The 23,797-nt window shown below is 73.0% G+C and carries 22 protein-coding genes and 3 pseudogenes; 6 read left to right on the top strand and 19 right to left on the bottom strand.

The features are described from left to right. The first annotated feature begins 5 nt into the window (after nucleotides 1-5). Both HCJ94_RS16800 and HCJ94_RS16795 read left to right on the top strand, forming a co-directional pair. Complete coding sequence (locus HCJ94_RS16800) at nucleotides 6-1,424, top strand: aldehyde dehydrogenase family protein (protein ID WP_168001963.1); 1,419 nt, start codon at nucleotides 6-8, stop codon at nucleotides 1,422-1,424. After that, nucleotides 1,421-2,497: an alcohol dehydrogenase catalytic domain-containing protein gene (locus HCJ94_RS16795; protein ID WP_168001962.1), complete on the top strand. Its 1,077-nt coding sequence runs from the start codon at nucleotides 1,421-1,423 to the stop codon at nucleotides 2,495-2,497. Before HCJ94_RS16800 ends, HCJ94_RS16795 begins: the two co-directional genes overlap by 4 nt. Here the strand turns inward: HCJ94_RS16795 and HCJ94_RS16790 are convergent. The 4 genes from HCJ94_RS16790 to HCJ94_RS16775 all read right to left on the bottom strand — a co-directional run bounded on the left by HCJ94_RS16790 (nucleotide 2,494) and on the right by HCJ94_RS16775 (nucleotide 5,581). Then, entirely contained in the window at nucleotides 2,494-3,768 is a 1,275-nt protein-coding gene (locus HCJ94_RS16790; protein ID WP_168001961.1) for an MFS transporter, read from the bottom strand. The genes HCJ94_RS16795 and HCJ94_RS16790 overlap by 4 nt on opposite strands. A 62-nt stretch (nucleotides 3,769-3,830) precedes the next feature. Further along, the gene (locus HCJ94_RS16785) at nucleotides 3,831-4,049 is read right to left on the bottom strand and encodes a hypothetical protein (protein ID WP_168001960.1); all 219 of its coding nucleotides are present in this window, start codon (nucleotides 4,047-4,049) and stop codon (nucleotides 3,831-3,833) included. Next, entirely contained in the window at nucleotides 4,046-4,219 is a 174-nt protein-coding gene (locus HCJ94_RS16780; RefSeq protein ID WP_168001959.1) for a hypothetical protein, read from the bottom strand. The genes HCJ94_RS16785 and HCJ94_RS16780 overlap by 4 nt, the downstream gene beginning before the upstream one ends. A 150-nt stretch (nucleotides 4,220-4,369) precedes the next feature. Beyond that, the gene (locus HCJ94_RS16775) at nucleotides 4,370-5,581 is read right to left on the bottom strand and encodes a helix-turn-helix domain-containing protein (RefSeq protein ID WP_168001958.1); all 1,212 of its coding nucleotides are present in this window, start codon (nucleotides 5,579-5,581) and stop codon (nucleotides 4,370-4,372) included. Nucleotides 5,582-5,773: 192 nt separating this feature from the next. Between HCJ94_RS16775 and HCJ94_RS16770 the strand changes: the two are divergent. Beyond that, nucleotides 5,774-6,356, top strand: a pseudogene (locus HCJ94_RS16770) (HD domain-containing protein). A 20-nt stretch (nucleotides 6,357-6,376) separates the two neighbouring features. On the opposite strand, the gene HCJ94_RS16765 reads toward HCJ94_RS16770, so the two are convergent. From HCJ94_RS16765 to HCJ94_RS16755, 3 genes and pseudogenes are all read right to left on the bottom strand, one after another. Further along, on the bottom strand, nucleotides 6,377-7,138 hold the full coding sequence (locus HCJ94_RS16765) for a DUF6928 family protein (protein ID WP_168001957.1): 762 nt from the start codon (nucleotides 7,136-7,138) through the stop codon (nucleotides 6,377-6,379). A 102-nt stretch (nucleotides 7,139-7,240) separates the two neighbouring features. Continuing rightward, nucleotides 7,241-7,357, bottom strand: a pseudogene (locus tag HCJ94_RS31485) (helix-turn-helix domain-containing protein); the annotation flags it as partial. Nucleotides 7,358-7,426: 69 nt separating this feature from the next. Next, the gene (locus HCJ94_RS16755; RefSeq protein WP_168001956.1) at nucleotides 7,427-8,428 is read right to left on the bottom strand and encodes a metallophosphoesterase; all 1,002 of its coding nucleotides are present in this window, start codon (nucleotides 8,426-8,428) and stop codon (nucleotides 7,427-7,429) included. 317 nt (nucleotides 8,429-8,745) lie between these two features. On the opposite strand from HCJ94_RS16755, the pseudogene HCJ94_RS31480 reads away from it, so the two are divergent. Continuing rightward, nucleotides 8,746-8,886: pseudogene (locus tag HCJ94_RS31480) on the top strand (MarR family transcriptional regulator); the annotation flags it as partial. Between the two features lie 275 nt (nucleotides 8,887-9,161). On the opposite strand, the gene HCJ94_RS16745 reads toward HCJ94_RS31480, so the two are convergent. The 12 genes from HCJ94_RS16745 to HCJ94_RS16690 form a co-directional block, all read right to left on the bottom strand. Then, nucleotides 9,162-10,994 carry an AMP-dependent synthetase/ligase gene (locus tag HCJ94_RS16745; RefSeq protein ID WP_168001955.1) on the bottom strand — a complete coding sequence of 611 codons (1,833 nt, stop codon included), beginning with the start codon at nucleotides 10,992-10,994 and terminating at the stop codon, nucleotides 9,162-9,164. Nucleotides 10,995-11,146: 152 nt separating this feature from the next. Then, complete coding sequence (locus HCJ94_RS30270) at nucleotides 11,147-11,656, bottom strand: hypothetical protein (protein WP_168001954.1); 510 nt, start codon at nucleotides 11,654-11,656, stop codon at nucleotides 11,147-11,149. Nucleotides 11,657-11,682: 26 nt separating this feature from the next. Further along, complete coding sequence (locus HCJ94_RS16735; RefSeq protein ID WP_168001953.1) at nucleotides 11,683-12,495, bottom strand: Rv1363c family protein; 813 nt, start codon at nucleotides 12,493-12,495, stop codon at nucleotides 11,683-11,685. Nucleotides 12,496-12,518: 23 nt separating this feature from the next. Then, the gene (locus tag HCJ94_RS16730; protein ID WP_168001952.1) at nucleotides 12,519-13,766 is read right to left on the bottom strand and encodes an MlaD family protein; all 1,248 of its coding nucleotides are present in this window, start codon (nucleotides 13,764-13,766) and stop codon (nucleotides 12,519-12,521) included. After that, nucleotides 13,763-15,157, bottom strand: a complete 1,395-nt coding sequence (locus tag HCJ94_RS16725; RefSeq protein WP_168001951.1) for an MCE family protein — start codon at nucleotides 15,155-15,157, stop codon at nucleotides 13,763-13,765. The genes HCJ94_RS16730 and HCJ94_RS16725 overlap by 4 nt, the downstream gene beginning before the upstream one ends. After that, entirely contained in the window at nucleotides 15,154-16,392 is a 1,239-nt protein-coding gene (locus tag HCJ94_RS16720) for an MCE family protein (RefSeq protein ID WP_168001950.1), read from the bottom strand. The genes HCJ94_RS16725 and HCJ94_RS16720 overlap by 4 nt, the downstream gene beginning before the upstream one ends. After that, the gene (locus tag HCJ94_RS16715; protein ID WP_168001949.1) at nucleotides 16,392-17,375 is read right to left on the bottom strand and encodes an MCE family protein; all 984 of its coding nucleotides are present in this window, start codon (nucleotides 17,373-17,375) and stop codon (nucleotides 16,392-16,394) included. Before HCJ94_RS16715 ends, HCJ94_RS16720 begins: the two co-directional genes overlap by 1 nt. Continuing rightward, nucleotides 17,372-18,403, bottom strand: a complete 1,032-nt coding sequence (locus HCJ94_RS16710) for an MCE family protein (protein WP_168001948.1) — start codon at nucleotides 18,401-18,403, stop codon at nucleotides 17,372-17,374. The genes HCJ94_RS16715 and HCJ94_RS16710 overlap by 4 nt, the downstream gene beginning before the upstream one ends. Then, nucleotides 18,400-19,689: an MCE family protein gene (locus HCJ94_RS16705; RefSeq protein ID WP_168002029.1), complete on the bottom strand. Its 1,290-nt coding sequence runs from the start codon at nucleotides 19,687-19,689 to the stop codon at nucleotides 18,400-18,402. Before HCJ94_RS16705 ends, HCJ94_RS16710 begins: the two co-directional genes overlap by 4 nt. 2 nt (nucleotides 19,690-19,691) lie before the next feature. Continuing rightward, nucleotides 19,692-20,495 carry an MlaE family ABC transporter permease gene (locus HCJ94_RS16700; protein ID WP_168001947.1) on the bottom strand — a complete coding sequence of 268 codons (804 nt, stop codon included), beginning with the start codon at nucleotides 20,493-20,495 and terminating at the stop codon, nucleotides 19,692-19,694. Between the two features lies 1 nt (nucleotide 20,496). Next, the gene (locus tag HCJ94_RS16695; protein WP_168001946.1) at nucleotides 20,497-21,264 is read right to left on the bottom strand and encodes an MlaE family ABC transporter permease; all 768 of its coding nucleotides are present in this window, start codon (nucleotides 21,262-21,264) and stop codon (nucleotides 20,497-20,499) included. Next, on the bottom strand, nucleotides 21,261-22,256 hold the full coding sequence (locus HCJ94_RS16690) for an ABC transporter ATP-binding protein (RefSeq protein ID WP_168001945.1): 996 nt from the start codon (nucleotides 22,254-22,256) through the stop codon (nucleotides 21,261-21,263). The genes HCJ94_RS16695 and HCJ94_RS16690 overlap by 4 nt, the downstream gene beginning before the upstream one ends. A gap of 161 nt (nucleotides 22,257-22,417) precedes the next feature. Here HCJ94_RS16690 and shbA point away from each other — a divergent pair, with 161 nt between their 5' ends. Beyond that, complete coding sequence (gene shbA / locus HCJ94_RS16685) at nucleotides 22,418-23,002, top strand: RNA polymerase sigma factor ShbA (RefSeq protein ID WP_168001944.1); 585 nt, start codon at nucleotides 22,418-22,420, stop codon at nucleotides 23,000-23,002. Next, on the top strand, nucleotides 22,999-23,796 hold the full coding sequence (locus HCJ94_RS16680) for an anti-sigma-D factor RsdA (RefSeq protein ID WP_168001943.1): 798 nt from the start codon (nucleotides 22,999-23,001) through the stop codon (nucleotides 23,794-23,796). Before shbA ends, HCJ94_RS16680 begins: the two co-directional genes overlap by 4 nt. Nucleotide 23,797 lies beyond the last annotated feature (1 nt).

Here is a 23,797-nt window from a genome sequence, read left to right as displayed (position 1 = left end):
GCGCGATGGATCTCGCACGGACCGACATCTACCTCGACGGCCACTGGGTCACGGCGTCCGCCGGGCAGACCCTCGACGTCCACAGCCCGACGACCGAGGAGGTCGTCGGGACCGTACCGGCCGGCACGGCGGCCGATGTGGACCGGGCCGTCGCCGCCGCCCGGGCCGCGTTCGACGGCTGGGCCGCCACCGCGCCGGCCGACCGCGCGGCCCGCCTCGACCGGCTGCACGCCGCGCTGAGCGCCCGCGCGGACGAGATCGCCCGGACCGTCGCGCTGGAGCTGGGCACCCCGCTCAAGGTCGCCACCCGGGTGCAGGCCGGCCTGCCGCTGACCGTGCTGCGCAGCTACGTCGACCTGGCCGGGCACCCGCCGGCGGCGGAGACCGTCGGCAACTCCCTCGTCATCCGCGAACCGGTCGGCGTGGTCGGCGCCATCACCCCGTGGAACTACCCGCTGCACCAGGTCATGGCCAAGCTCGCGCCCGCGCTCGCCGCCGGGTGCACGGTGGTGCTCAAGCCCAGCGAGCTGACGCCGCTGACGGCGTACCTGCTCTTCGACGCGATCGACGAGGCCGGCTTCCCACCCGGCGTGGTCAACCTCGTTCCCGGCACCGGTCCGGTGGTCGGTGAGGCCATCGCCGCCCACCCGGACGTCGACATGGTGTCGTTCACCGGCTCCACCGCCACCGGCCGGCGCGTCGCGCACCTGGCCGCCGACCGGATCGCCCGGGTCGCCCTGGAACTGGGCGGCAAGTCGGCCAACGTCATCCTCGACGACGCCGACCTGGCCACCGCGGTGAAGGTCGGCGTCGGCAACGCGTTCCTCAACTCCGGCCAGACCTGCACCGCCTGGACCCGGATGCTGGTGCACCGCGACCGGTACGACGAGGCGCTCGCCCTGGCGGCGAAGGCCGCCGACGGCTACCGGCTCGGCGATCCCTTCGACCCGGCCACCCGGCTCGGCCCGCTCGTCTCGGCGGCGCAGCGGGACCGGGTCCGCGACCACGTCGCCCGCGGCCTGGCCGACGGGGGCCGGCTGGTGGCCGGCGGACCGGACGCGCCCCTGCCGGAGCGGGGCTGGTTCGTCGCCCCCACGGTAATCGCGGACGTCGACCCGGACAGCGCGCTGGCCCAGGAGGAGGTCTTCGGGCCGGTCCTGGCCGTCATCCCGGTCGACGACGACGAGCACGCCGTCGCGGTCGCGAACAACTCGCGGTACGGCCTGGCCGGCGCCGTCTGGTCCGGCGACGAGGAGCGGGCCCTCGCGGTGGCCCGGCGGATGCGCACCGGCGCGGTCGACGTCAACGGCGCCCCGTTCAACCCCCTCGCCCCGTTCGGCGGCTACAAGCAGTCCGGCCTCGGCCGGGAGCTGGGCACCTACGGGCTCGAGGAGTTCCTCCAGACGAAGGCGATCCAGCGATGAGGGCGCTGGTCGTCCGGGAGGTCGGCGGCACGCCGCGCGTCGAGGAGGTCGAGCCGCCGCCCCTGGGCCCAGGGCGGGTGCGCGTCAACGTCCGCGCCGCCGGCGTCTGCCACTCCGACCTGTCCATGGTGAACGGCACGCTGACGCCGCCGTACCCGCTCGTGCTCGGGCACGAGGCGGCCGGCGTGGTGGCCGAGGTCGGCGACGGCGTACGCCGCGTGGCCCCGGGCGACCACGTCGTGCTGAACTGGGCGCCACCCTGCCGCGAGTGCTGGCACTGCGGGCACGGCGAGCCGTGGCTGTGCGACCGGTCCGGCGGGCCGGCCACGCCCGGCGGCCGGACGTCGTCCGGGGAACCGCTGCACGTCACCCTCGGCCTGGGTGCCCACGCCGAGCAGGTCGTGGTGCCGGAGCCGGCGGTGATCCCGGTGCCGGCCGACCTGCCCTTCGAGGCGGCGGCGCTGCTGGGCTGCGCCGTGCTGACCGGCGTCGGCGCGGTACGCCGCACGACGGGCGTGGCTCCGGGCGACTCGGTGGCCGTGATCGGTCTCGGCGGGGTCGGCCTGTCGGCGGTCTCCGCCGCCCGGGCGGCCGGCGCCGACCCGGTGATCGCGGTGGACGTGTCGCCCGCCAAGGCGGACCTGGCGCGTGCGGCCGGCGCCACCGACTTCCTCCTCGGCGACGAGTCGCTCAGCCGGGCGATCCGCGGCCTGACCGGCGGGCGCGGCGTCGACCACGCGCTGGAGTGCGTCGGGCGCAGCGCGACCATCCGCGCCGCCTGGCGGGCCGCCCGCCGGGGCGGCCAGGTGATCGTGGTGGGCATGGGGTCGAAGGACGACGTCGTCGGCCTCAGCGCCCTGGACATCTTCCACTCGGCACGGACGCTGCGCTCCTCGGTGTACGGCTCCTCCGACCCCGACCGGGACGTCCCCGAGCTGGCCCGGGCGGTGCTCGACGGCACGCTGGACCTCGCTCCCCTGATCTCCGACCGGGTCACCCTGGACGACGCCCCGGCGGCGTTCGACCGGGTGGCCCGCGGCGAGGGCGCCCGTACGGTGGTGTTGTTCGACTAGGCGGCATCACCTTCGGCGGCGGCGATGGCCGCGTCGGTGACCCGGAGCATGCCGAGCAGCAGGGTGAGCGTCAGCGTACCCATGATCGCGAAGACCGCGCGGAGCCCGAACATCTCGGCCAGCAGGCCGCCGGCGGCGGCACCGAGCGGCAAGGTGCCCCAGGCGAGCAGCCGGTAGCCGCTGTTGACCCGCCCGAGAAGACGGTCCGGGGTGATCCGCTGGCGCAGCGATACCGTGATCACGTTCCAGGCGGCGAACAGGATCCCGCCGCCGAAGTAGATCGCGCCGAGCGCGAACGGGTTGGTGACCAGCGCCGGCGCGCCGACGACCACGGCCATCGCGAGCACGGACACACCGAGCACGCGGGCCCGGCCGATCCGGCGCTCGAGCGACCCGGCGACCAGCGACCCCACCACGATTCCGGCGGCGATGGTGGTCAGGAAGATCCCGAAGCCGGGCTCGGTGAGCCCCATCGCCGAGTCCGGGCCAACCGCGTAGAGCACCAGCACACCGAAGATCGCCGACGTGGCGAAGTTGCCGGCCCCGACCATCGTCGCCAGCGTCCGAAGCAACCGGTGCCGCCACAGGAACCGCAGCCCCTCCGCGATGTCGGCCCGCAGGGTGGTGGGCGCGTCCCGCTCGACCCGGAACCGACCGCTCACGAGGAACAGCGCGGCGACGGCGAGGGCCCAGAGCCCCGCCGGGCCGGCCAGGGCGAGGGCCGCCCCACCGGCCACCAGGAAGCCCGCCAGCGGCGGGCCGATGAACTGGTTGGCCGTCAGTTCGGCGGCGTGCAGCCGCCCGTTCGCCCGGGGCAGCAGCTCGCGCGGGACGACCTGCGGCAGGATCGACTGGTCCGAGGTGTCGTAGAGGGTCTCGGCGACGCCGATGCCGAACGCCACCCCGTAGAGCAGCCAGACCGAGCCGGCGTCGGAGGCCACCGCCAGCGCCAGTGCCCCGAGAAGCGCCGCGCGCAGCGTGTTGGCGGCCAGCATCGCCCGGCGCCGGTCCAGCCGGTCGACGAGCGCACCGGCCGGAAGCGCGAAGAGCAGCCACGGCAGGCTGAACGCCGCCGCCACCCCGGCGACCAGCGCCGGTGAGTCGGTGTAGCCGAGGGCGACGAGCGGCAAGGCGATCTTGACGATGCCGTCGGCGAGGTTCGAAACCGCCGACGCCGACCAGAGCCGCCAGTAGTTGACGCCCAGCCGGGCCGGGGCGGGGCCAGGCACCGCCACCGGATCCGTACGCAGTGGCTCCTCGACCCCCGTCATGGGTGCGAGGATGGCAGAACTGCCCCGCCCTGTCTGTCCCGGCCGGTCCGGTCGCACGACGTTCAGCGCAGCCAGCCGAGGAAGCGTCGGTGCAGTACTCCCGCCGGCACCCACGTCAGATCGTTCGAGGCACGCACGAGTTGCGCACCCAGGTAGCGAGCCAGGGAGACCGGAGCGCCGTCGAACTCCGCGCGCAGCTCACGCTGGCGGGTGCGGCAGGGCCAGGGCGCGGCACAGCCACCGCAGCTCCAGATCGGCAGCACCGGGTGGTGGGTGGTCACGCGCGGCCGCCGAGCAGCGCCGCCGTCAGCGACCGCGCCTGCCGGCTGGTCGCCCATTCCACCTGCCAGCACGGGTACGGCGTCAGCCGCGACCACCAGGCACGACAGCCGGCAGACACGCCGTCGAGCGCGACGGCCCAGAGGTACTCGTCGTATGAGTCGCGCCGCATCGTCCTCCCCTCACCGACTGCGAGGGGAGGTGTCCGCCCCTGAGTGAGAGGGACGCGGCGACCAGGCGATCCCGCACCGCCCGCCGCATCCCGTGAGGAGGAACCTACGGAGCGTCGCAGGGCGGAACGGGTAAGGTTCGTACCCCTAGATCACGAGACGAGGCCGACCTTCAGCGCAAGGTCGCGTACGTCGTTGCGCACGTGACGGGGCCCGTCGAGCAGGTCCAGCGTGATCTGACGGGCGTAGCCGTTGAATCGGATCGTCTCCGGCGCCGACTCGTAGGCTTGGCGCAGGGCCGCGACGGTGGCCTCGTTGTCGCCCTTGCCGTAGTGGCCACGCGCCACCTCGATGAGGTGTCGCGCGCGGCGCGGCCTCGACGGGATGGTAGCCGGCTCAAGGCGTCCCGCTTGTCGCACCGCCTCACCGGACTTCTGCAACTCGACGGCCACGGTCACGGCGTGGGCTCCCATGATGACCCGCGAGAACGACGTCTGCGGCTGGTAGAGGCCCTTCGGCAGACGCTGCGCCACCCGGTCGGCGCGATCCCAGTACCGCCAGGCGCGGCCTTCTTCGCCCGCACGGGCAGCGGTGTATGCGGCCTCGAAGTTGAGCGCTCCCCAGAGCGCGAGCAGGTTCGCGTTCGCGTCGGCTGTCCGCGCCTCCAACGCCGAGACCACGTCCAACGTCACCGACATCGCGGTGTCCCAGTCGCCCGCGTCCCGGTGCACCTGACACAGGAACCAGCCCGCGCAGGCCAGCGCCTCGGGATCTCCGGACTCCTGGGCGGCCACCATCGCCCGGTCGGCGACCCGCCACAGCAACTCGGCGGCGGGCTGGTAGGCGAGGAACATCTGGGTGAGCCCCAGCACCTCGGCCAGCAGCGCCTGTGCCTGCCGACGCTCATCGCCCTCGTAGGCCAAGGCGGCACGCTGCGCGTCCCGTACCAGATCCGGAAGCAGCGCACCGAGCACCGTGCGGTGGTCTGACGCCTGATGACGTGCCCGCCAGGCGGCGGTGAGACGTTCCCTGATCTGCGTCAAGGGCTGGGGAGCGACGTCCTCGGACAGCGGGACGCGGTTCACGGCGTCGCGGACCGAGGCCAGCGCCGGATGTTCCGGCCCGTTGACGACCGCGGACCGGTCGCTCAACTCCCCGACCAGGGCTGACACGTCGACCTTGAGGGCGCGTGCGATCCGATCCAGCATGTGGATACGCGGTGGCAGGATCCGATCGGTCTCCACGGCCTTCACCCACTCGGCGCTACGACCCACGAGTCCGCCGAGCACAGCGCGAGTCTTTCCCGAGCGCTCGCGGTAGACCTTCAACCGCTGTCCGAAGGTCAGCTCTGGCATCGGTTCCATCCCGGACCTCCCTGAACCACGGGATGCGCCGTCGGCCTGCGGGCCGCCGTCGTGACCACGGTACTCACGGCCGCTCCGCCCGGTAACCCTCCGCGCCAAGTCAGCGACCGGATCTCCGCATGGTCCCAGCGGAACTACGTCTATCGTCTAAAACCTAGGCGCGGACAGACCCACCGGCACAGGGACGGGCAGATGACCGACGACCACGACGCCGCCGGAGCCATGAGCTTCATCTTCGAAGCTGGCGTCCTCAAAACGCGCCGCCCGCACCGGCTGGTGGTTCGCCGGCGTCAAGCACCCCGAGTCCATCGCCGAGCATTCCTTCCGCACGGCGCTCATCGGAGCGATGCTCGCCGCCATGGAGGGTGCCGACCCAGCCCGGGTGTCGATGCTCTGCGTCCTGCACGACACCCAGGAAACCCGGATCACCGACATCCCGCACATCGCCAAGCGCTACCTCACCGCCATACCCAACACCGCCGTCACCGCCGACCAGGTCGCCGCCTGCCCACCGGCCGTCGCCGACGTCATCACCGCCGCCGTCGCGGAGTACGAAGCCGGCGAGACGCTGGAAGCGGTCGTCGCCCGTGACGCCGACAAACTGGAATGCCTCGTCCAGGCCGTCGAGTACCGCCACCAGGGCATCGACAACGTCCAGCGCTGGATCGACAGCTCACGCGCGGCGCTGAAGACCCCGTCCGCCCACCGCCTCGCCGACGCCGCCCTCAACGGGCAACCCCTCGCCTGGCTCAACCCTCCCCAGGCACCCAGATAGGCCCCACCGTCCGGTGGCGGTCAGTTGTCGTTGGCGCCGATCTCGTGCAACGTCCCGTCCGGCCCCATTCGGAACCTCCGCGGTGCACCCATCGCCTGTAGCACCTGGGCGTACAGGGCTTCACGGGCGGCCTGTTCCTCGCCGGTCGGGTCCGTCACGCGGAAGCCGTACACATGGACGGCGTCCGCATCGACGTCGCCCGGCTCGGGACGCCCCTCCACGACGAAGCCGAACAGGGCCCGCAACGCTTCCTCACCCAGGTCGAGGGGATGGAACGGCAACGGATACGGATGCTGGTTGGGCCAGCCCGGTACGGGTTCCACGGGGTGCTCACCGGCCCAGTACGGAAGCTCAAATTCGTGCGGCTCGCCGATGTCCTCCATGATGCCGCCGTTGGGTGACAGGCTCAGCGACCTGATCAACTCGCCGTCCTCCCAGACCGCGAAGGCGAGCGCGTCCACCACTGAGTGCATACCGTGCATGACGATTCGGCGGCCCGCTCCGACTCGGCGCAGGTGCTCTGGCAGCTCAGACGGGCGGTCGAGCGCGAGCCGCCGATCACAGTACAGCTCGGCACCGGCCAGCGTGGTGGCGTACGTGAGGTCATCTGGCGGATAGACGACCTCGAACAACGTGCTGCTGTCGGCCGGCTCGACAAGGTAACCGGGGTGAACCCGGGACACCAGCGCCTCGGTCTCGGCTCGCTCGGATCGCGTGGCGCCAAGCAACGCCGGACGGATGTCTCCATCGGCGAACGCCAGCAGGGCTGTCTTCGCGCCCACGTCGCTCCTCCGGCTTCGGCAGCGGGTAAACATCCGCACGCTACCTGGCAGCGAGCCGCCGGATCGACCGCACAAGGCGTGGTCGGCCACCCGAAGCTGCCGCTAGCCGAGTACGCGGGCCAGTTCGGTGCGGGAACGGACACCGAGCCGGTGGAAGATGTTGCGCAGGTGATGGTCGACGGTGCGGGTGGACAGGAACAGCTGGGTGGCGATCTCCCGGTGTGCCGGGCCGGCCGGGACGCTCGGGGTGGCGGCGGCCGACGCCCCGAAGTGCTGGCCCGGATAACCTCAGTGGATCAGGCGGAGGCCGGTGAGCGTCCGGTCGTGGGCCGGGAACGCCTCCGCCGTGCGCGGTGCGTAGATCCACGTGCGCAGCGAGTCGGCGGCGGTGTCCACCTCTACCAGCCGGACCGGGTTGGTGCGTCGGGAGTGGAACGCCTGGAGGAACGAGTGGATCGGGTTGCCGTGCACGCCGGTGTCGACCCGGTGGGCGGCGGTGCCGGTGTGGCCGGAGAAGACGAGGCGGATGTTCGGGTAGCGCGAGATCAGGTTGTCAAACAGGTACCGCGGGCTGGTGGACCCGTGGTTGGCGCTGCTCCCGATCGTCCCGTCGGCCTCCAGGTAGTGGTGCGTCACGACGACGACGTTGTGCCGCGGGTGGGCGGCGACGACGTTCCGGGCCCAGGCGACCGCCGCCCGGCGGGGCCACGGCTCCAGGGTCAGCACCAGCCACTGCACGCCGGCGGCCTGGTAGGTCGCGTACACGTTGTCGACCTTGCCGGCCTCGAACCGGCCGCGGACGGCGCCGAAACCGTCCGCGGTGAAGTACCGGTTGAACACGGTGGTGTCGCGCAGCAACGGCCCGGCGGGGCTGCGCCGCTTGCCGTCCGGGCCGTAGACCTGGCCGTCGTGGTTGCCGACGGCCAGCGAGTACGGGAGCCGGGCCCGCTCCAGCGGTCGCAGCGCGTCCTGCGCGCGGGTGTACTGCACGTGGTCGGGGGTGTCGAAGTTGACCACGTCGCCGATGTGGGTGACGAACCGCAGGTCCAGCGAGGAACGGTTGGCGACCAGCCAGTCGGAGCGCTGCCGGAACCGGCGGTCGCCCGCTCTCAGGACCTCCTCCTGCGTGTCCGGCACGACCGCGAAGCTGAACCGGGCGTCGGCGGTGGCGGCCCGGAGGGTGCCGTCCGCCAGAGTGGACGGGGACGAGCCGACCGCGTTGGCGACGCCCGCGAGGCCGCCGGCCGACAGCACCACCACGACCGCCACGATGGTCCGCCTGATCCGCATCGGACACCTCCCGCCCAGGTCACCGGCGGTCGCCGGCTCCCGGGGATGCTACGGCAGGCCGCCCGACGCGCCGGGGAACCCCGCCATGACCATCCGTGGCGGGCGTGTCCACGAAGGGTGGTCAGCTTCGCGTCGGCCTCGGTAGTGCGTCCCGACCCAGGTGACGTACGTGGCGTCCTCGGTGAAGAGCCGCCCGTACGCCTCGGCGTCCTACCGGTTCCACGCGTCCACCAGCGCGCCGATGACGGAGGTGACGGCGGTACGGTCGTCAGGCATGACCCCTCCAAGGTGTCTGCACAGAAACAGTGTCTGCACGCATGGCCGGGGCCGAGGCAGCCGGGCTGCACCCCTCGGAGTGGCACGCGCTCAGTCTCATCACGCTGGAGGGACCGCTCACGTCCGGCGACCTGTCCGCCCGGATCGGGCTGACCACCGGTGCCACCACCCGCCTGATCGACCGGCTGGAGCGCGCCGGCTACGTCCGCCGCACGGCGGACCCCAGCTACCGGCGCAAGGTGGTGGTCGAGCCCGTCCCCGAAGCCCTCGGACGCATCGACGAGGTCGTGACCCCGACGCGAGCGGATCGCCGACGTGCTCGCCGCGTACACACCGGAGCAGCTCGACGTCCTGTTCGACTACTTCGAGCGGGCCGCACCCGCGTTCCGCGCGGCCACGCGGCAGATCCGTACCCGGCCCCGCCGCTGACCCCGGGCGGTCCCGTCCGGAGACCGGATCAGTGGCCGCCGTAGAGCGCGTCGACGTCCGCCCGGAAGCGCTCCGCGACGACGCCGCGCTTGATCTTCAGGGTGGGGGTCAGCTCGCCGTCGGCCTCGGTGAAGTCCCGGGGCAGGATGGTGAACGTCTTGACCTGCTCCGCCCTGGACACGGTCTGGTTGGCGTGGTCGACCGCGGTCTGGATCTCGCCGCGCAGCTCGGGGTCGTCCCGCAGGTCAGCGACGGAGGCGTCCGGCCGGCCGTGGGCGGAGCGCCAGCGCGGCCAGGCCTGCGGGTCGATGGTGACCAGCGCGGCCACGTACGGTCGGCCGTCGCCGACGAGCATGCACTGGCTGACCAGCGGGTGGGCGCGGACCGCCTCCTCGATCGGCGCGGGTGCGACGTTCTTGCCGGCCGCCGTCACGATGATCTCCTTCTTGCGGCCGGTGAGCCGGAGGAACCCGTCCGGGTCGAGGCTGCCGAGGTCACCGGTGCGCAGCCACCCGTCCGGCGTGAAGGTCTCCCGGGTGGCGTCCGGGTTGTGCCAGTACCCCGGGAACACCGCATCGCCGTGCGCCAGCACCTCGCCGTCGTCGGCGATGCGGATCTCCACGCCGGGCAGCGGTCGACCGACGGTGCCGATCCGCTGCGCCGACGGCAGGTTCGCCGTCAGGGCCGGTGACGTCTCGGTGAGGCCGTACCCCTCCAGGAGCACGATGCCCGCGCCTCGGAAGAAGTGCCCCACCCCCTCGCCGAGCGGTGCCCCGCCGACGATCGCGGTCCGGCACCGCCCGCCCAGCGCCGCCCGCAGCTTCCGGTACATCAGCAGGTCGAACACGGCGCGGGCCAACCGGAGCAGCGGGTTCGGCCCGCGCGGCCGGTCGAGGGCCCGGCTGTACCGCACCGCCACCCGCTCCGCGAAGCGGAACAGTCGGCCGCGCCGCGCGTCCTCGGCCTTCTGCCGGGCGCGGTTGTACATCTTCTCGAAGACACGCGGCACCGCCAGGATGAACGTCGGCCGGTGCCGGCGCAACTGCTCCAGCACCCCGGCGACGTCGGCGCTGTGGACCATCGTCGCCCGGGACTGCACCACCCCCACCTGGATCAGCCGGGCGAACATGTGCGCCAGCGGCAGGAACAGCACCGTCGACGCCCCGGGACGCAGCAGCTGCGACAGCGCCGCGACCGCGGCGGTCACGTCGCAGTGGATGTTGCGGTGCGTCAGCACGCAGCCCTTCGGGCGCCCCGTCGTGCCGCTGGTGTAGACGATCGTGGCCACGTCGCCGCCGGTCACCCGCTTGCGGCGGTCGTCGATCCGCGTGTCGTCGACGGCGCGGCCCCGGCCGGCGAGGGCGATCAGGTCACCGGCGTCGATCTGCCACACGTCGCGCAGCGCGGGAAGGTCATGCCGCAGACCGGCGACCAGTTCCGCATGGCTCGCCGACTCCACCACGGCGCCCACCGCGCCCGAGTCCGACAGGATCCACCCGACCTGGTCCGAGCTGGCCGTCTCGTAGACCGGCACCGGCACCGCCCCGATCGCCCAGAGGGCGTAGTCGACCAGGGTCCACTCGTACCGGGTGCGGCTCATCAGCACGATCCGGTCACCGTGGCCCACGCCGGCGGCGACGAAGCCGCGGGTCAGGGCGAGGACGTCGTCCCGGAACTGCTCGCACGTCACCGCCAGGTCGCCACCCTGCACCGACCGTGGCGCGGGCCACGCGCGCGACACCGGCGCGGGGCGTACGAACTGCACCGCCTGCGGATCCTCGCTGGCGTTGACCCAGACACGCTCCGCCAGCCCCGGCACCACCGCCCCGACGTCCAGCGGCGCGACAGCGACGTCCTGCACGTCGACACCCCCACCACCTGCGCTCCCGGCACACCGGACGCGGCAGCCGGCCGTACGGTCATGCTGACGCCACCACCGGCCCGGGCGGCGGCTATCGGCGAAACCCGCCCCCGGGCTCGGGGCCGCGTGGTAGGAGAGCGACCGGCCGGGCGTCAGATCGCGACCGCCGCCGTCACCTTCCACTCGCCGTCGACGGGGACCAGGGTGAGCACCACCCGGTTCTGGTCGACCTTCTCCCCCGCGGTGGTGACGTTGCGGCGGTACTGGTTCAGGTACACCAGCAGCTCGACCCGGTCCGCGTCGGCGGTGACCACACCGGCCGAGGACACCTCCGCCAGCACCACCGCCTGCTGCTTCACCGCCGTCTGCTTCAACGCGGCGGTGGTCCGCCCGTACTCGTCGGCGAACGGTCCGGTGACGAAGCTGCGGCCGTTCGCCACGCTCTCGTCGAACGTGCGGTGGTCGTACGAGAAGATCGCCTTCGCCGCGGCCGGGGCGACGGCCAGAGCCTGCCTCGCGGCGGTGTCGGTGCGCGCGGCGGCGCGGTCCTGCTGCCACCCCACGGCGGCGACGCCGGCGGCCAGCACGATCGCCACCGCCAGCGCCGGCACCAGGCGGAAGCGGCGCCCGCGGCGCCAGCGGCGGAGATCCCGGGTACGCATACATCCTCCTTCGGTCGGCACCGATGTCACCCGACGAACTGCAGACGGGACACGAGCCACTGACCCGAGTCCCGGTCGTGGACCAGGTCCAGCTGGATCCGGTAGTGCGCCGCCCGTCCGTCGGGCGCCTTCGCGTTCTTCACGGTGGCGTCCACGGCGACCAGGACGACCGCCCGGCTACGGTCACCGGAGACCAGTCCCGCCCGCAGCACCGAGCCCTGCGATTCGACCTTGTTCTCCACCACCGCCGCGCGGACCTGCGACTGGCCCCGGGTGAACTCCTCCTTGAAGTCACCGGTCGCCCCGTCGGAGATCCGCTTGAGGTCCCGGTCGACGCTGGCGGCGCTGACCGAGACGAAGTTGACGCTGGCCTGCTTGGCGGCGGCGAGCGCCCCCTGGCGGGCCTCGTCCAGCGCCCGTTCGGTGTACCAGCGATGGCCGTACACCCCGGCGGCAGCCAGGGTGGCGACGAGGAGGACCACGAGCAGGCCCACCAGTGCCCGTCGGCGGGCCCGCGGCCCGGCCGCCGCCGAGCGGTCGGTGGAACCCTCGTCGCCGGCCTCGTCGACCGGGTCGCTCGCGGTGTCCACCGCCGTCCCGCGGTCGTCGTCGACGGGCTGCAGGTCCTCGGCCTCGGCCGGGTCACCGATCACCGTCAGGTCCTCGGTCTGGGTCGGGTTCTCGACCGGTTCCTGGTCGAGCCGCTCCAGCACGTCCTCGATCGGTGCCGCCTGCGCCGGTACGGGACGGGTGACGAGCCGGCGCCGGGCGGGTCGCCCGGGCACCCCGGCCTTCGCGCCCTTGATCACTTTCAGCGTCTGGTCCCTGCGGGTCTGCACGGGCACCTCCTTCGGTTCGCCGCTCACGGGATCACCCCGGCGAGCAGCAACTGCTTCCACGACTGGTCCCCGGCGGTCCGGTACTGCCCGCCGGTGCCGCCGAACTGGAGCGGCCGACCGTCGGCGCCGAGCACCAGCCCGGTCACCGGGTCGTAGCCGGCTGCGTGGGCGGGGCCGGGTCGCGTGGCGCCGGGCGCCGGGGCCGGCTCGGCGCCGGAGGGCCGGGGGGCGTTCGCTTCTCCGCGTACGCTGGCGCCGGCCGCCCGGTCCTTGGCGCTGCACCGCCGGCCGCCGCCGTGGTAGACGCAGGACGGCGGGTCGTTGGCGTTGAGGACCAGGCCGAAGTGGGCGGTGCCGTCGCCCGGGGTGACCGTGAAGGCGCCCGAGACGGTTATCGGGTAGGCCACCAGGAGCTGCTCGATGCCGGGCAGCCGCCGGGCGGCGATGCCGTTGACGGTGATCAGGTTGCCGAGCAGGGTGCCGACGGTCGGTTCCAGCCCGCGCAGCAGCGCGACCAGTTCCTCGCCGGCGGGCGGGCCGGCGGCGAGCAGCTTCCGCAGGTCCGGGTCGGCGGCCCGGACGCTGGCGGCGAGCTTGGCCAGCCCTGCCGCCCAACGCCGGAGCGCCTCGGCCGACTCGGCCTGCGTCGTAAGGACGGTGCGGCCGTCGCGGATCAGGGTGAGCGTCTCGGGCAGGGCGGCGGTGGCGTCGGCGAGCAGCGCGTCGCCGGCGTCGAGAATCTGGCCCAGCGCCTGCTCGTTGCCCTCGAACGCGGTGCCGAGTTCGGTGATCAGCACGGCCAGGTCGTCGGGGCCGACCGACCGGACCAGCGCGTCCAGGTTGGTCAGCAGCACCTCCGGGGCGAGCGGGACGCCGCTGCGGTCGGCGGGGATGACCGAGCCGGCGCGCAGATACGGACCGTCGTCCCGCTCCGGGCGCAGGTCGACGTACTGCTCACCGACGGCGGAGCGGTGGGCGACCACGGCGCGCAGGTCCTGGGGTACCCGCACGTCCCGCTGGATGCGCAGGTCGGCGCGGACGCCGTCGCCGCGCAGGGTGACCGCGGTGACCCGGCCGACGGGCACGCCGCGGTAGGTGACCGGGGCGTTGGGGAAGATGCCGCCGGCGCGGGCGAGGTCGAGGTGAACGACGTAGCCGCCGCCGAGCAGCCGGTCGCCGAGGCCGACGTAGCGTACGCCGACGTAGGCGACGCCGAGCAGACTCACCACCACGAAGGCGACGACCTTGAGTTTCGTGCTACGTCCAATCACGGAAGCAGTCCCCCTCCCAGGAGGTCCGGCAGGTCGCCGATCTGGCCGGTGGTCTCCCCCGTCACCGGAAGTACGCACTCCGGCGACAGGATGGTGCCGGCGGGCAGTTCGGTGCCGGCGGGGAACGCGGTGCCGGGCGGGACGATCCCCTTGGGCGGGACCAGCCCGCCGGGCGGCACGGGCGAGCCGGGCTTGAGCAGGACACAGCCCTCCGGGAGCAGGCAGTCCTTCGGGGGCGTCCAGGTCGCCGGGAAGTTCTCCGGGTCGGGCAGGCACTCCGTCAGCGGCAGGTCGGGCACGGGGAGCGAACCGACATCGGGACGGGACCCGCCCGACGGTCGGGACGGCGTGCCGGGCGCGGCCGGCCGGGTGGCGCGGACGGGCGCGGGTGCCGCGGCGACGAGGTTGGCCAGGATGTTGGCCGCGTCCAGGTCGGCAGTGACGTGCAGGTTGACGAAGTCCCCGACGATCGCGCCGGTGACGTTGGGCGGGAACGGGTACGACAGCATGAAGTCCATGGACTTCGGTAGGTCGTCGCCGGCGCGGACGAGTTGCTCCAGGATCGGTTGCAGCGCCCGTACGCTGGCCACCGTGTCGTCGCGGCTGCGGTTGACGACGCGGGTGCCGACCCGCCCGAGCTCGCCGAGGGCGGTCAGCGCGCTGGTGAGCTGGGCGCGCTGCTCGGCCAGCACGGTCAGGCCGGGCGCGAGAGAGTCCACGGCGTCCCCGACCACCTGCCGCTGCCGGGACAGTCGCTCGGTCAGCCGGTCCAGCGCCTCGACGGCCCGGACGATGTCGGTCTTCTGCCGCTCCAGGCCGCCGATGAAGGCGTCGAGCTGGTGCAGCGCGTCGCGGACCTCGGTCTCCCGGCCGTCGAGCGCCTTGGCCAGTTCCTGGTTGATGGTGCGCAGCTGGGCCAGGCCGCCGCCGTTGAGCAGCAGCCCGAGGGCGGCGAGCACCTCCTCCACCTCGGCGCCACGGCTGGTGCGGGACAGTGGGATGAGGTCACCGTCGGCGAGCCGGCCGCGGGCCGGTTCGGTGGGTGGCGCGGTGACGGTGACGTATTTCTCGCCCAGCAGGCTGCTCTGCCGGACGGCGGCGGTGGCGTTGGCGGGCAACTCGACCTTCCGGTCGATGCGGAGGGTCACCCGGGCGGTCCAGCCGGCGAGGGAGATCTTCTCGACGCTGCCCACCGTCACGTCGTCGACCTTGACGGCGGCCTGCGGCACCAGGTCCAGCACGTCGGTGAACTCGGCGGTCACCCGGTATCCGGCGCCGCTCGGGGCACCGCCGGGCAGCGGCAGGTCGGTCACCTCGGGTAGGCCGCACCCGGCCGGCAGCAGCGCCGCCACGAGGGCCGCCGCCAGCGCGGGCCGTACCCGGGCGCTCATGCCGTCCCCCGCAGGATGCCGCCGAGGGTGAGGTCGTGGGTGATGTCGGGGCCGCCCGGTGCCGGGACGGGCACTCCGGGCACCCCCGGGGGCGGGGTGGACGGAGGGACCATGCCGGTCGCACCGGGCGGCAGCTTGAGCAGCTTGCGTAGCTGGTCGGTCATGGGCAGCTTTCGGGCGTGCAGGGTCTGCGCGAGCGCGAAGCACTTGGCGGGCACCTGCTTCGCGGGCAGTTGATCGGCCATCAGCGAGCAGACGAAGCTGGCGGGGTCGTACGGGCCGGTCGCGTTGTTGCGGGTGTCCAGCGTGCCGGAGCGGGGGTTGTAGGCCAGCACGAGGTTGTTCAGGGCCAGCGGCGCGACGTCGAGGATGTCGATGACCGCCTGCTGTTGGCGGACCAGCACCCCGGTGATGTCGGCCAGCGCGGCCACGTCGGCGGTGAGCACCTGGCGGTTCTGCTTCACGAACTCGGTGACGTCGGCCAGCGCGATGGCGAGGTTGCGCAGCGCGGCGGTGAGTTCCTCGCGCTCACCGGCTAGTTGCTCGGCCACGTCGGCCAGCTGCTGGTTGAAGGCCCGCACCTGCTGGTCGCTGCGGGCCAGGGTGGTGGTGAACTGTTGCAGGTTGCCCACGGTGCCGAACAGGTCCTGCCGCCCGTCGGCGAGCGTCGACAGCGCCTGGGACAGCCCGTGGAGGGTGTCGTGCAGGTTGTCGCCGTTGCCCTCGAGGTTGGCCCGGCCGGTGGCGACCAGGTCGGACAGGGCGCCGTCGGCGTTCGCGCCCTCCGGTCCGAGGGCGCGGTTGAACTCGTCGAGCGCCTGGTAGATGTCGTCGATCTCCATGGGGGCGGCGGTGCGTGCCACCGGTATCTCGGCGCCGTCGGCGAGTGCCGCGCCGCCGGTGTACGCGGGGGTGAGCTGCACGTAGCGGTCGCTGACCACGCTGGGCGGGACGATCACGGCCTGCGCGTCGGCCGGCACCTCCACCTCGGGGTCGTAGCGCATGGCGACTTCGACCGTGCGGCCTCGCGGGGTCACCGAGACCACCTCGCCGACGCGGACGCCCAGCACCCGCACGTCGTTTCCCGGGTTCACGCCGACGGCGCGGGTGAAGTGGGCCACCAACCGGCGTTGTGGCGTGTCGGGCCACGCCACCACCACGGCGGCGGCCGCGGCGGTCAGCAGGACGGTCGCGGCGGCGACATCACGTCGCCAGCGCCGAGCGGGACCGGACATCAGCGGCCTCCCGTCGTGGGTACGTACGGCTGCACCAAGCCGGACACGTACGAGTCGAACCAGCGGCCGTTGCCGACCACGTTCGCGAACGCGGTGACGAACGGCGCCATCCGTTCGATGGTCAGCTCCAGCTCGTCCCGGTTGCGTTGCAGGATGGCGATCACGTCGCGCAGCTGCTTCAGGGCCGGGTTGAGCGTGGTGCGGTTGTCGGCGACCAGCCCGGACAGCTGCGTGGCCAGGTCGTTGGTGCCCACGAGCAGCTTGTGGATGGCGTCGCGCCGGCGGGTGACCTCGGCCAGCAGGGCCTCGCCGTCGGTGACCAGCTTGCGGAACTCCTCGTCGCGGGTGGCGAGCACGTCGGTGACCTCCCGGGCGCGCGCCAACAGCGACCGGAGTTCGGCGTCGCGGTCGGCGACGGTGCGGGAGAGCCGGGACAGCCCGACCAGTGAGGCGTTGACGCTGGCGGGCGTGTCGGCGAACGTCTCGGAGAGCGTGGCGAAGGCGGCAGCGAGCTGGTCGGTGTCGATCTTGTCGAGGGTGTCGGCGAGTCCGGTGACGGCCTGCACGACGTCGAACGGCGCCGCGGTGCGGTCCAGGGGGATCTGCGCGCCCTCGGGCAGCCGTCCCGCGCCGGCGGGCGACAGGGCGAGGTACTTCTGCCCGAGCACGGTCTTGATCCGGATGCTCGCGCCGGTGCGGTCGCCGAGGCGTACGCCGTCGTCGTCGATCCGGAACCGGACCCGCACGTACGGACGGCTGTCGCGGGCCAGTTCCACGGCGGTCACCTTCCCCACCCGGACGCCGGCGACCCGCACCTCGTTGCCGACGGTGAGGCCGCTGGCGTCGGAGAACGCCGCCTGGTACGCCCGGCCGGTCAGCGCGGCGAGCCGGTCGAGCTGGAAGGCGCCGAGCAGCGCGGCGAGGATCAGGGCGAGCCCGACGGCGCCGGTGACCACCGGGTTGCGTTCACGGAAGGGTTTCATCGGCTGCCTCCGGTGGCGCACCGGGCGGCGGGTGCGCTGAACGTGGCGGGGTTGAGCGTCTGGCCGGCGGCGGACACCTGGCCGTCGAAGTCGCAGAGGTAGAAGTTGAACCAGGACCCGTACGAGGCGGTCCGGGTCAGCGCCTCGTAGCGCTGCGGCAGCCGACCGAGGGTGCTGTCGATGACGGCCGAGTTGCGGTTGAGGGTGCCCGCGAGCTCGTCGAGGGCGCGGACGTCGGCGGCGAGTGGTGGCCGTACCTCCTCCAGCAGCGACGAGGTCGCCCCGGTGAGGTCGCCGATGCTGACCAGCGCCTCGCCGATGGCCTTCCGGTCGCCGGCCAGCCCCGAAACGAACTGCTGCAACTGCTGGATCGTCTGGTCCAGCTCGCGGTCGCGGGTGGCGAGGGTGGTCAGGACGGTGTTGAGGTTGGTGACGACCCGGCCGATGACGGCATCCCGGTCGGCGAGGGTGTTGGTCAGCGATGCGGTGCGTTGCAGCAGGCTGGCGACCGTCCCACCCTCGCCCTGGAGCACCTGGATGATCTCGTAGGCGAGCTTGTTGACGTCCTCGGGGCTGAGCGCGGTGAACAGCGGCCGGAACCCGTTGAACAGCACGGTCAGGTCGAGCGCCGGGGTGGTCTGGTTGAGCGGGATGAGCCCGTCGGGCCGCAGGGGGCGCCCCTCCCCCGGCCCCTCGGTCAGCGCCAGGTAGCGCTGGCCGACCAGGTTGCGGTAGCTGATTTTGGCGCGGACGCTGGTGGCCAGGGGGATCTCGTCGCGCACGGTGAAGGCGACCTCGGCGACGGTGTCGTCGACCACCCGGATGTCGCTGACCCGGCCGACCCGGACCCCGGCGATCCGCACGTCGTCGCCGGGCAGCAGGCCGGTGACGTCGGTGAACCGGGCGCGGTAGGTGGTGCCGCCGGCGGGGAAGGCGCCGAGGGTCTGGGCGAGCAGTCCGGTCAGCAGGAGCGTCACGGCGGCGAAGATCACGAGCTTGACCAGCGATGCGGTCGTCCTGCCGGTCATCGGGCGTTCACCACCGTTCCACGCAGCAGCGGCCCCCAGAGCAGGACCGCGATGTCGGGTACCTCGGCGGGCGGGGTGCCGGTCACGGCGCCGAGCAGCGGCTTGAGCAGGGCGCTCTCCTCACCGGTGGCGGCCTGTCCCATGGCCGGCAAGGCGACGGAGGATGCGGCCGGTCCGGTCGGCACGCCGACCGGCAGCGGGGGATGGTGCCGATCGCCGGAGTAGTCGTACCCGTCGTTGATCGGCACCTGCGGCGCCGGCGTCCCCGGGTTGGGCAGGCCGTGGCAGTGCGGGCCGGCGTTGGAGCCGTAGACCGGCTCGTCGCGTCCCCGCTCGTACTTGCCGCCGTCGCGGGTGATTTCGAGGGTGATGTGCATCCGGCCGCCGGAGAAGACCTCCTCGACGTGGGGTTGCAGGGCGACCAGCCCGCTCATCAGGCACGGGTACTCGGGGGCGTAGGTGGCGAGCAGTTCGAGCACCGGCCGGCTCACCGTACCGAGCCGGATGAGCTGGTCGCCGCGCCGGTCGAGGAAGCCCCGGGTGACCTCGGCGGTGCCGGTGGTGTCGGCCAGGAACGCCGCGAGCTGGGTCCGCTGGTCGGTGACGGTGCGGGCGGTGACGGTCACGTCCCGCAGCAACGCCAGCAGGTCCGGCAGCGCGGCGTCGTAGCTGTCCAGCACCACGGCCAGGGTGCGGATGTCCTCGGCGATGACCGGCATCGCCGGGTTGAGCTGCTTGAGGTACGCGTCGAGTCGGGCGAGGTTGGCGCCGAGCTGGTCGCCCCGCCCTTCGAGGGCGGTCGCCACGGCGCCGAGCGTCGCCGCCAACTGGTCGGGGCGGATCGCCTGGAGCAGGGGCAGTGCTTCGTCGAGGACCCGTTCCAGCTCCACCGCGGTGCGGCTGCGGTCCTGGGTGATGACGGCGCCGTCGCGGATCGGCCCGGCGGTGCTGGCCTCGGGTGGGACGAGTTCGACGTAGCGTTCGCCGAAGAGGGTCTTCGGCAGCAGCCGCGCGGTCACGTCGGCGGGGATCTGCGCGATGGACGCCGGGTCGAGGGCCAGCCGCACGGTGGCGCCCCGGCCGTCGCTGCGTACCGATCGGACGTCGCCGACGAGCACCCCGCGTACCTTGACGTCGGCGCCGTCGCTGAGCTGCAACCCGGCGCGGTCGGCCTGCAGGGTGACCCAGGCGACGGGGGTGAAGGCCTTGTGGTACTGCAGCACGGAGGCGGTCAGCGCCGCGGTGAGCACGGCGATGAAGGCGATGCCGAGGATGCGATGTCTCATGCTCACCCCGCGATCCGGACGGTGGTCGTCGCGCCCCAGATGGCCAGCGACAGGAAGAAGTCCACGATGTTGACCGCCACGATGGCCAGGCGGACGGCGCGGCCGACGGCGATGCCCACACCCGCCGGCCCGCCGGTGGCGGTGTAGCCGTAGTAGCAGTGGACGAGGACGACGATCACGCTGAAGACCAGCACCTTGCCGAAGGACCACAGGACGTCCCCGGGCGGCAGGAACAGGTGGAAGTAGTAGTCGTACGTGCCGGCCGACTGCCCGAAGTAGGACACCGCGATGGTCCGGGTGGCGAGGTAGCTGGAGAGCAGCCCGATCACGTACAACGGGACGACCGCGATGAACCCCGCGATCATCCGGGTGGTGACCAGGAACGGCAGCGAGGGCACCGCCATCACCTCCAGCGCGTCGACCTCCTCGGAGATGCGCATCGCGCCGAGCTGGGCGGTGAACCCGCAACCCACCGTCGCCGACAGGGCCAGCGCCGCCACCAGCGGCGAGATCTCGCGGGTGTTGAAGTACGCGGAGATGAAGCCGGTGAAGGCGCTGCTGCCGATCTGGTTGAGCGCCTGGTAGCCCTGGAGCCCGACCTCGGTGCCGGTGAAGAAGGTGAGGAAGCAGATGACGCCCACCGTGCCGCCGAGCACCGCCAGGGCCCCGGTGCCGAAGCTGACCTCGGCGAGGAGGCGGACGACCTCCCGCTTGTACCGGCGTACGGTGCGCGGCGTCCACGCGAACGCCCGCACGTAGAAGGCGAGCTGCCCGCCGAGGTCGTCGAGGTATCGCAGCGCCGGCACGTCAGCTCCCCTTCTGCGGTACGACCTGGAAGTACACGGCGGTGACGACGAAGTTCAGGGCGAACAGGGCCATGAACGTGAGCACGACACTCTGGTTCACCGCGTCGCCGACACCCTTCGGGCCGCCCTTGGCGGTCATCCCCTTGTAGGAGGCGATCAACGCGGCCGCGGCGCCGAACAGCAGCGCCTTCACCTCCCCGACCAGCAGGTCGGGCAGTTGCCCGAGGGCCTGGAAGCTGGCCAGGTAGGCGCCCGGGGTGCCGCCCTGCATGACCACGTTGAACAGGTAGCCGCCGCTGACGCCGACGACGCTGACCAGACCGTTGAGCAGGACCGCGACCAGCATCGAGGCGAGCACCCTGGGGACCACGAGCCGCTGGATCGGGTCGATGCCCAGCACCTGCATCGCGTCCAGTTCCTCGCGGATCTTGCGGGAGCCGAGGTCGGCGCAGATGGCTGATCCGCCCGCGCCGGCGATGACCAGCGCGGTGACGATCGGCCCCGCCTCACGGACGACGGCGAGCACCGACGCGGCGCCGGTGAACGACTGCGCGCCGAGCTGGCGGACCAGGGAGCCGAGCTGGAGCGCGATCACCGCGCCGAACGGGATCGAGACGAGCGCGGCCGGCAGGATCGACACCGAGCTGATGAACCAGGCCTGCTGGACGAACTCGCGGACCTGCACGGGCCGCCGGCCCAGGCCCCGGAGGGTGTCCAGGCAGAAGGCGAAGAAGTGGCCGGACTCGCGGAGGACCGCCGGGCCGCTCATCCCGGCACCCCGTCGCGCGTGAGGAACGCCGGCAGCTCGACGGTCCGCTGCCCGTCCGGCCCGGCGAAGGAGCCGGGCGGCGGCTCGACACCGTGGTCGCGGCACCACTGGCCGGGTGGTCGTTCGGCCCGTCGGCGCCGCCCGTCGGAGGGCTGGAGCTGCACCGGGATGGGCGGCAGGGGCGGCAGCTCGGCGCCGGCCTGCGCCTCGGCCTGCAACTCCTCGGCGTCCTTCTCCTCCGCCATGCCGATCGGGCCGATCCGCTGGGCGTTGAGGAACTGCCGCACCACCGGCTCGGTGCTGGACAGCAGCATCTCCCGGGGCCCGAACATGGCCAGGTGACCGTGGTAGATCAGGCCGATGTTGTCCGGGACCGTCCGGGCGGTGTTGATGTCGTGGGTGACGATCAGGAACGTCGCCTCGGTCCGCTGGTTGAGGTCGATGATGAGCTGGTTCAGGTAGGCGGTGCGGACCGGGTCGAGCCCGGAGTCGGGTTCGTCGAAGAGCACGATCTGCGGATCGAGGACGAGCGCCCGGGCCAGGCCCGCCCGTTTGCGCATCCCGCCGGAGATCTCCCCCGGCAGCTTCTTCTCGGCCCCGACCAGGCCGACCATGTCGAGCTTCTCGGTGACCACCGCCCGGATCTCCGACTCCGACCGGCGGGTGTGCTCGCGCAGCGGGAAGGCCACGTTGTCGTAGATGTTCATCGAGCCGAACAGCGCGCCGTCCTGGAACAGGACGCCGAAGAGCTTCCGCACCTCGTACAGGTCCCGCTCGGACAGCCGGGGCAGGTTGCGGCCCTCGATCACGATGTCCCCCCGGTCGGGCCGGAGCAGCCCCACCAGGGTCTTGAGGAACACGGACTTCCCGGTGCCGGACGGGCCGAGCAGCACGGAGATCTCGCCGGCCGGCAGGGTCAGGCTGATGTCCGACCAGACCGGCTGACCACCGAAGGACTTCGTCAGTCCCCGTACGGCCACTTCGACGCCCACGTTGCCTCCCCACCTCGCTACTGGAGACATCGCGGCCGTTCGCCGGAACGCAACAACTACTTTTCGCAGTCCTGCGGCCACGGTTGGCGGGCTAGGCAAACCGGGCCGCGATCGATAGCGTGCCGGTTAACTCGCCGGTAACAGAGGTGTCTTTTAATCCGATGACGTTGACGATCGAGCCCGAGGCCGAGCTCGTCCGCCGGGCGGCCCGCCGTGACGGCGCCGCCGTCGCGGCGCTGCTCGCCGGCCTCCGCCCGGGTCTGGTGCGCTACTGCCGGGCCCGGCTGGGCCGTATCGGCGGGGCGTACACCACCGCGGACGACGTCGCCCAGGAGATCTGCCTCGCGGTGCTGCGTGCCCTGCCCGGCTACCAGGATCAGGGGCGGCCGTTCTCGGCGTTCGTCTACGCCATCGCCGCGCACAAGGTCGCCGACGCCCACCGCGCCGCCATGCGGGCCGCCACCGTCACGGCCGACGACGCGCCACCGGAGCACCCGGACGCGGATCCGGGCCCGGAGCAGCGGGCGGTGGCCACCGACCTGGCCCGCCGGCTGTCCGTGCTGCTCGACCGCCTGCCCGAGATGCAGCGCGAGATCGTCCTCCTCCGCGTCGCGGTGGGGCTCTCCGCCGACGAGGTGGGCACGATCGTCGGCATGACGGCGGCGGCGGTACGGATGGCCCAGTCCCGGGCGCTGGCCCGCCTCCGTACCCTGGCGGGGGACACGTTCGGCGAGGTGGCAGCATGAGCGGGCGGACGCCGGAGAGCGGCGGCGAGGTCGACCTGGCGGCGATCGCCCGGGACGACGAACTGCTCGACGCCCTCGGCCGCGGTGACCCGGCGCCGGAGGGGGACGACCTCGCCGCCATGCTGGCGGCCTGGCGTGACGACCTCGGCGAGGCGGTCGACGACGACCCGGTCCGCCCCGCGACCCCCGCGCTCCCGGCGGTCCGGCCCCGCAGGGTACGGCTCGGCCGCCCGCTCGTCCGCGTCGCGGCCGCCGTCGTCGTCCTCGCCGGCGTCGCCACCGGCCTCGGGATCGGGAGCCGCGACGCGGGGCCGAGCAGCCCCCTGTGGGCGCTGACGCAGGTGCTGCACCCGGAGCAGGCCGAGGTACGGCTCATCGAGGACACGATCCGCCAGGCCCGGTCCGCTCTCGCCGCCGGCCGCCCGGACGAGGCGCGCGACCTGCTCGACGAGGCACTGCGGCGGCTCACGTCGGTCGAGGACCCGTCCACCGTGCGCCGCCTCGCCGCGGAGATCGACGCCCTGCGCCGCGACCTGGTCGCCACGGTGCCGACGCCCGCGCCGGCGGCCCCGAACCCGTCGGCGACGCCCACCACGACGCCGCCGTCGCCCGGGGGCGGCACCGGACCGCAGGCCCCGGCGTCGTCCACGCCGCCGCCGTCGCCACGCCCGTCGTCGTCGCCGCTGGTCGTGGTGCCGGTGCCCGAGCTGCCCGACCTGCCGGGTCTGAGCCCGAGCTCGGCCGCGCCGTCGTTGCCCGGGCTCCCGCTGCCCACCCCGGACATCCTGGACTGAG

Source organism: Micromonospora thermarum, from assembly GCF_012034245.1.
GTDB classification, from domain to species: domain Bacteria; phylum Actinomycetota; class Actinomycetes; order Mycobacteriales; family Micromonosporaceae; genus Micromonospora; species Micromonospora thermarum.
The sequence above is the reverse complement of the archived record's forward strand: the minus strand, read 5'-3'. Positions and strand labels throughout refer to the sequence as shown.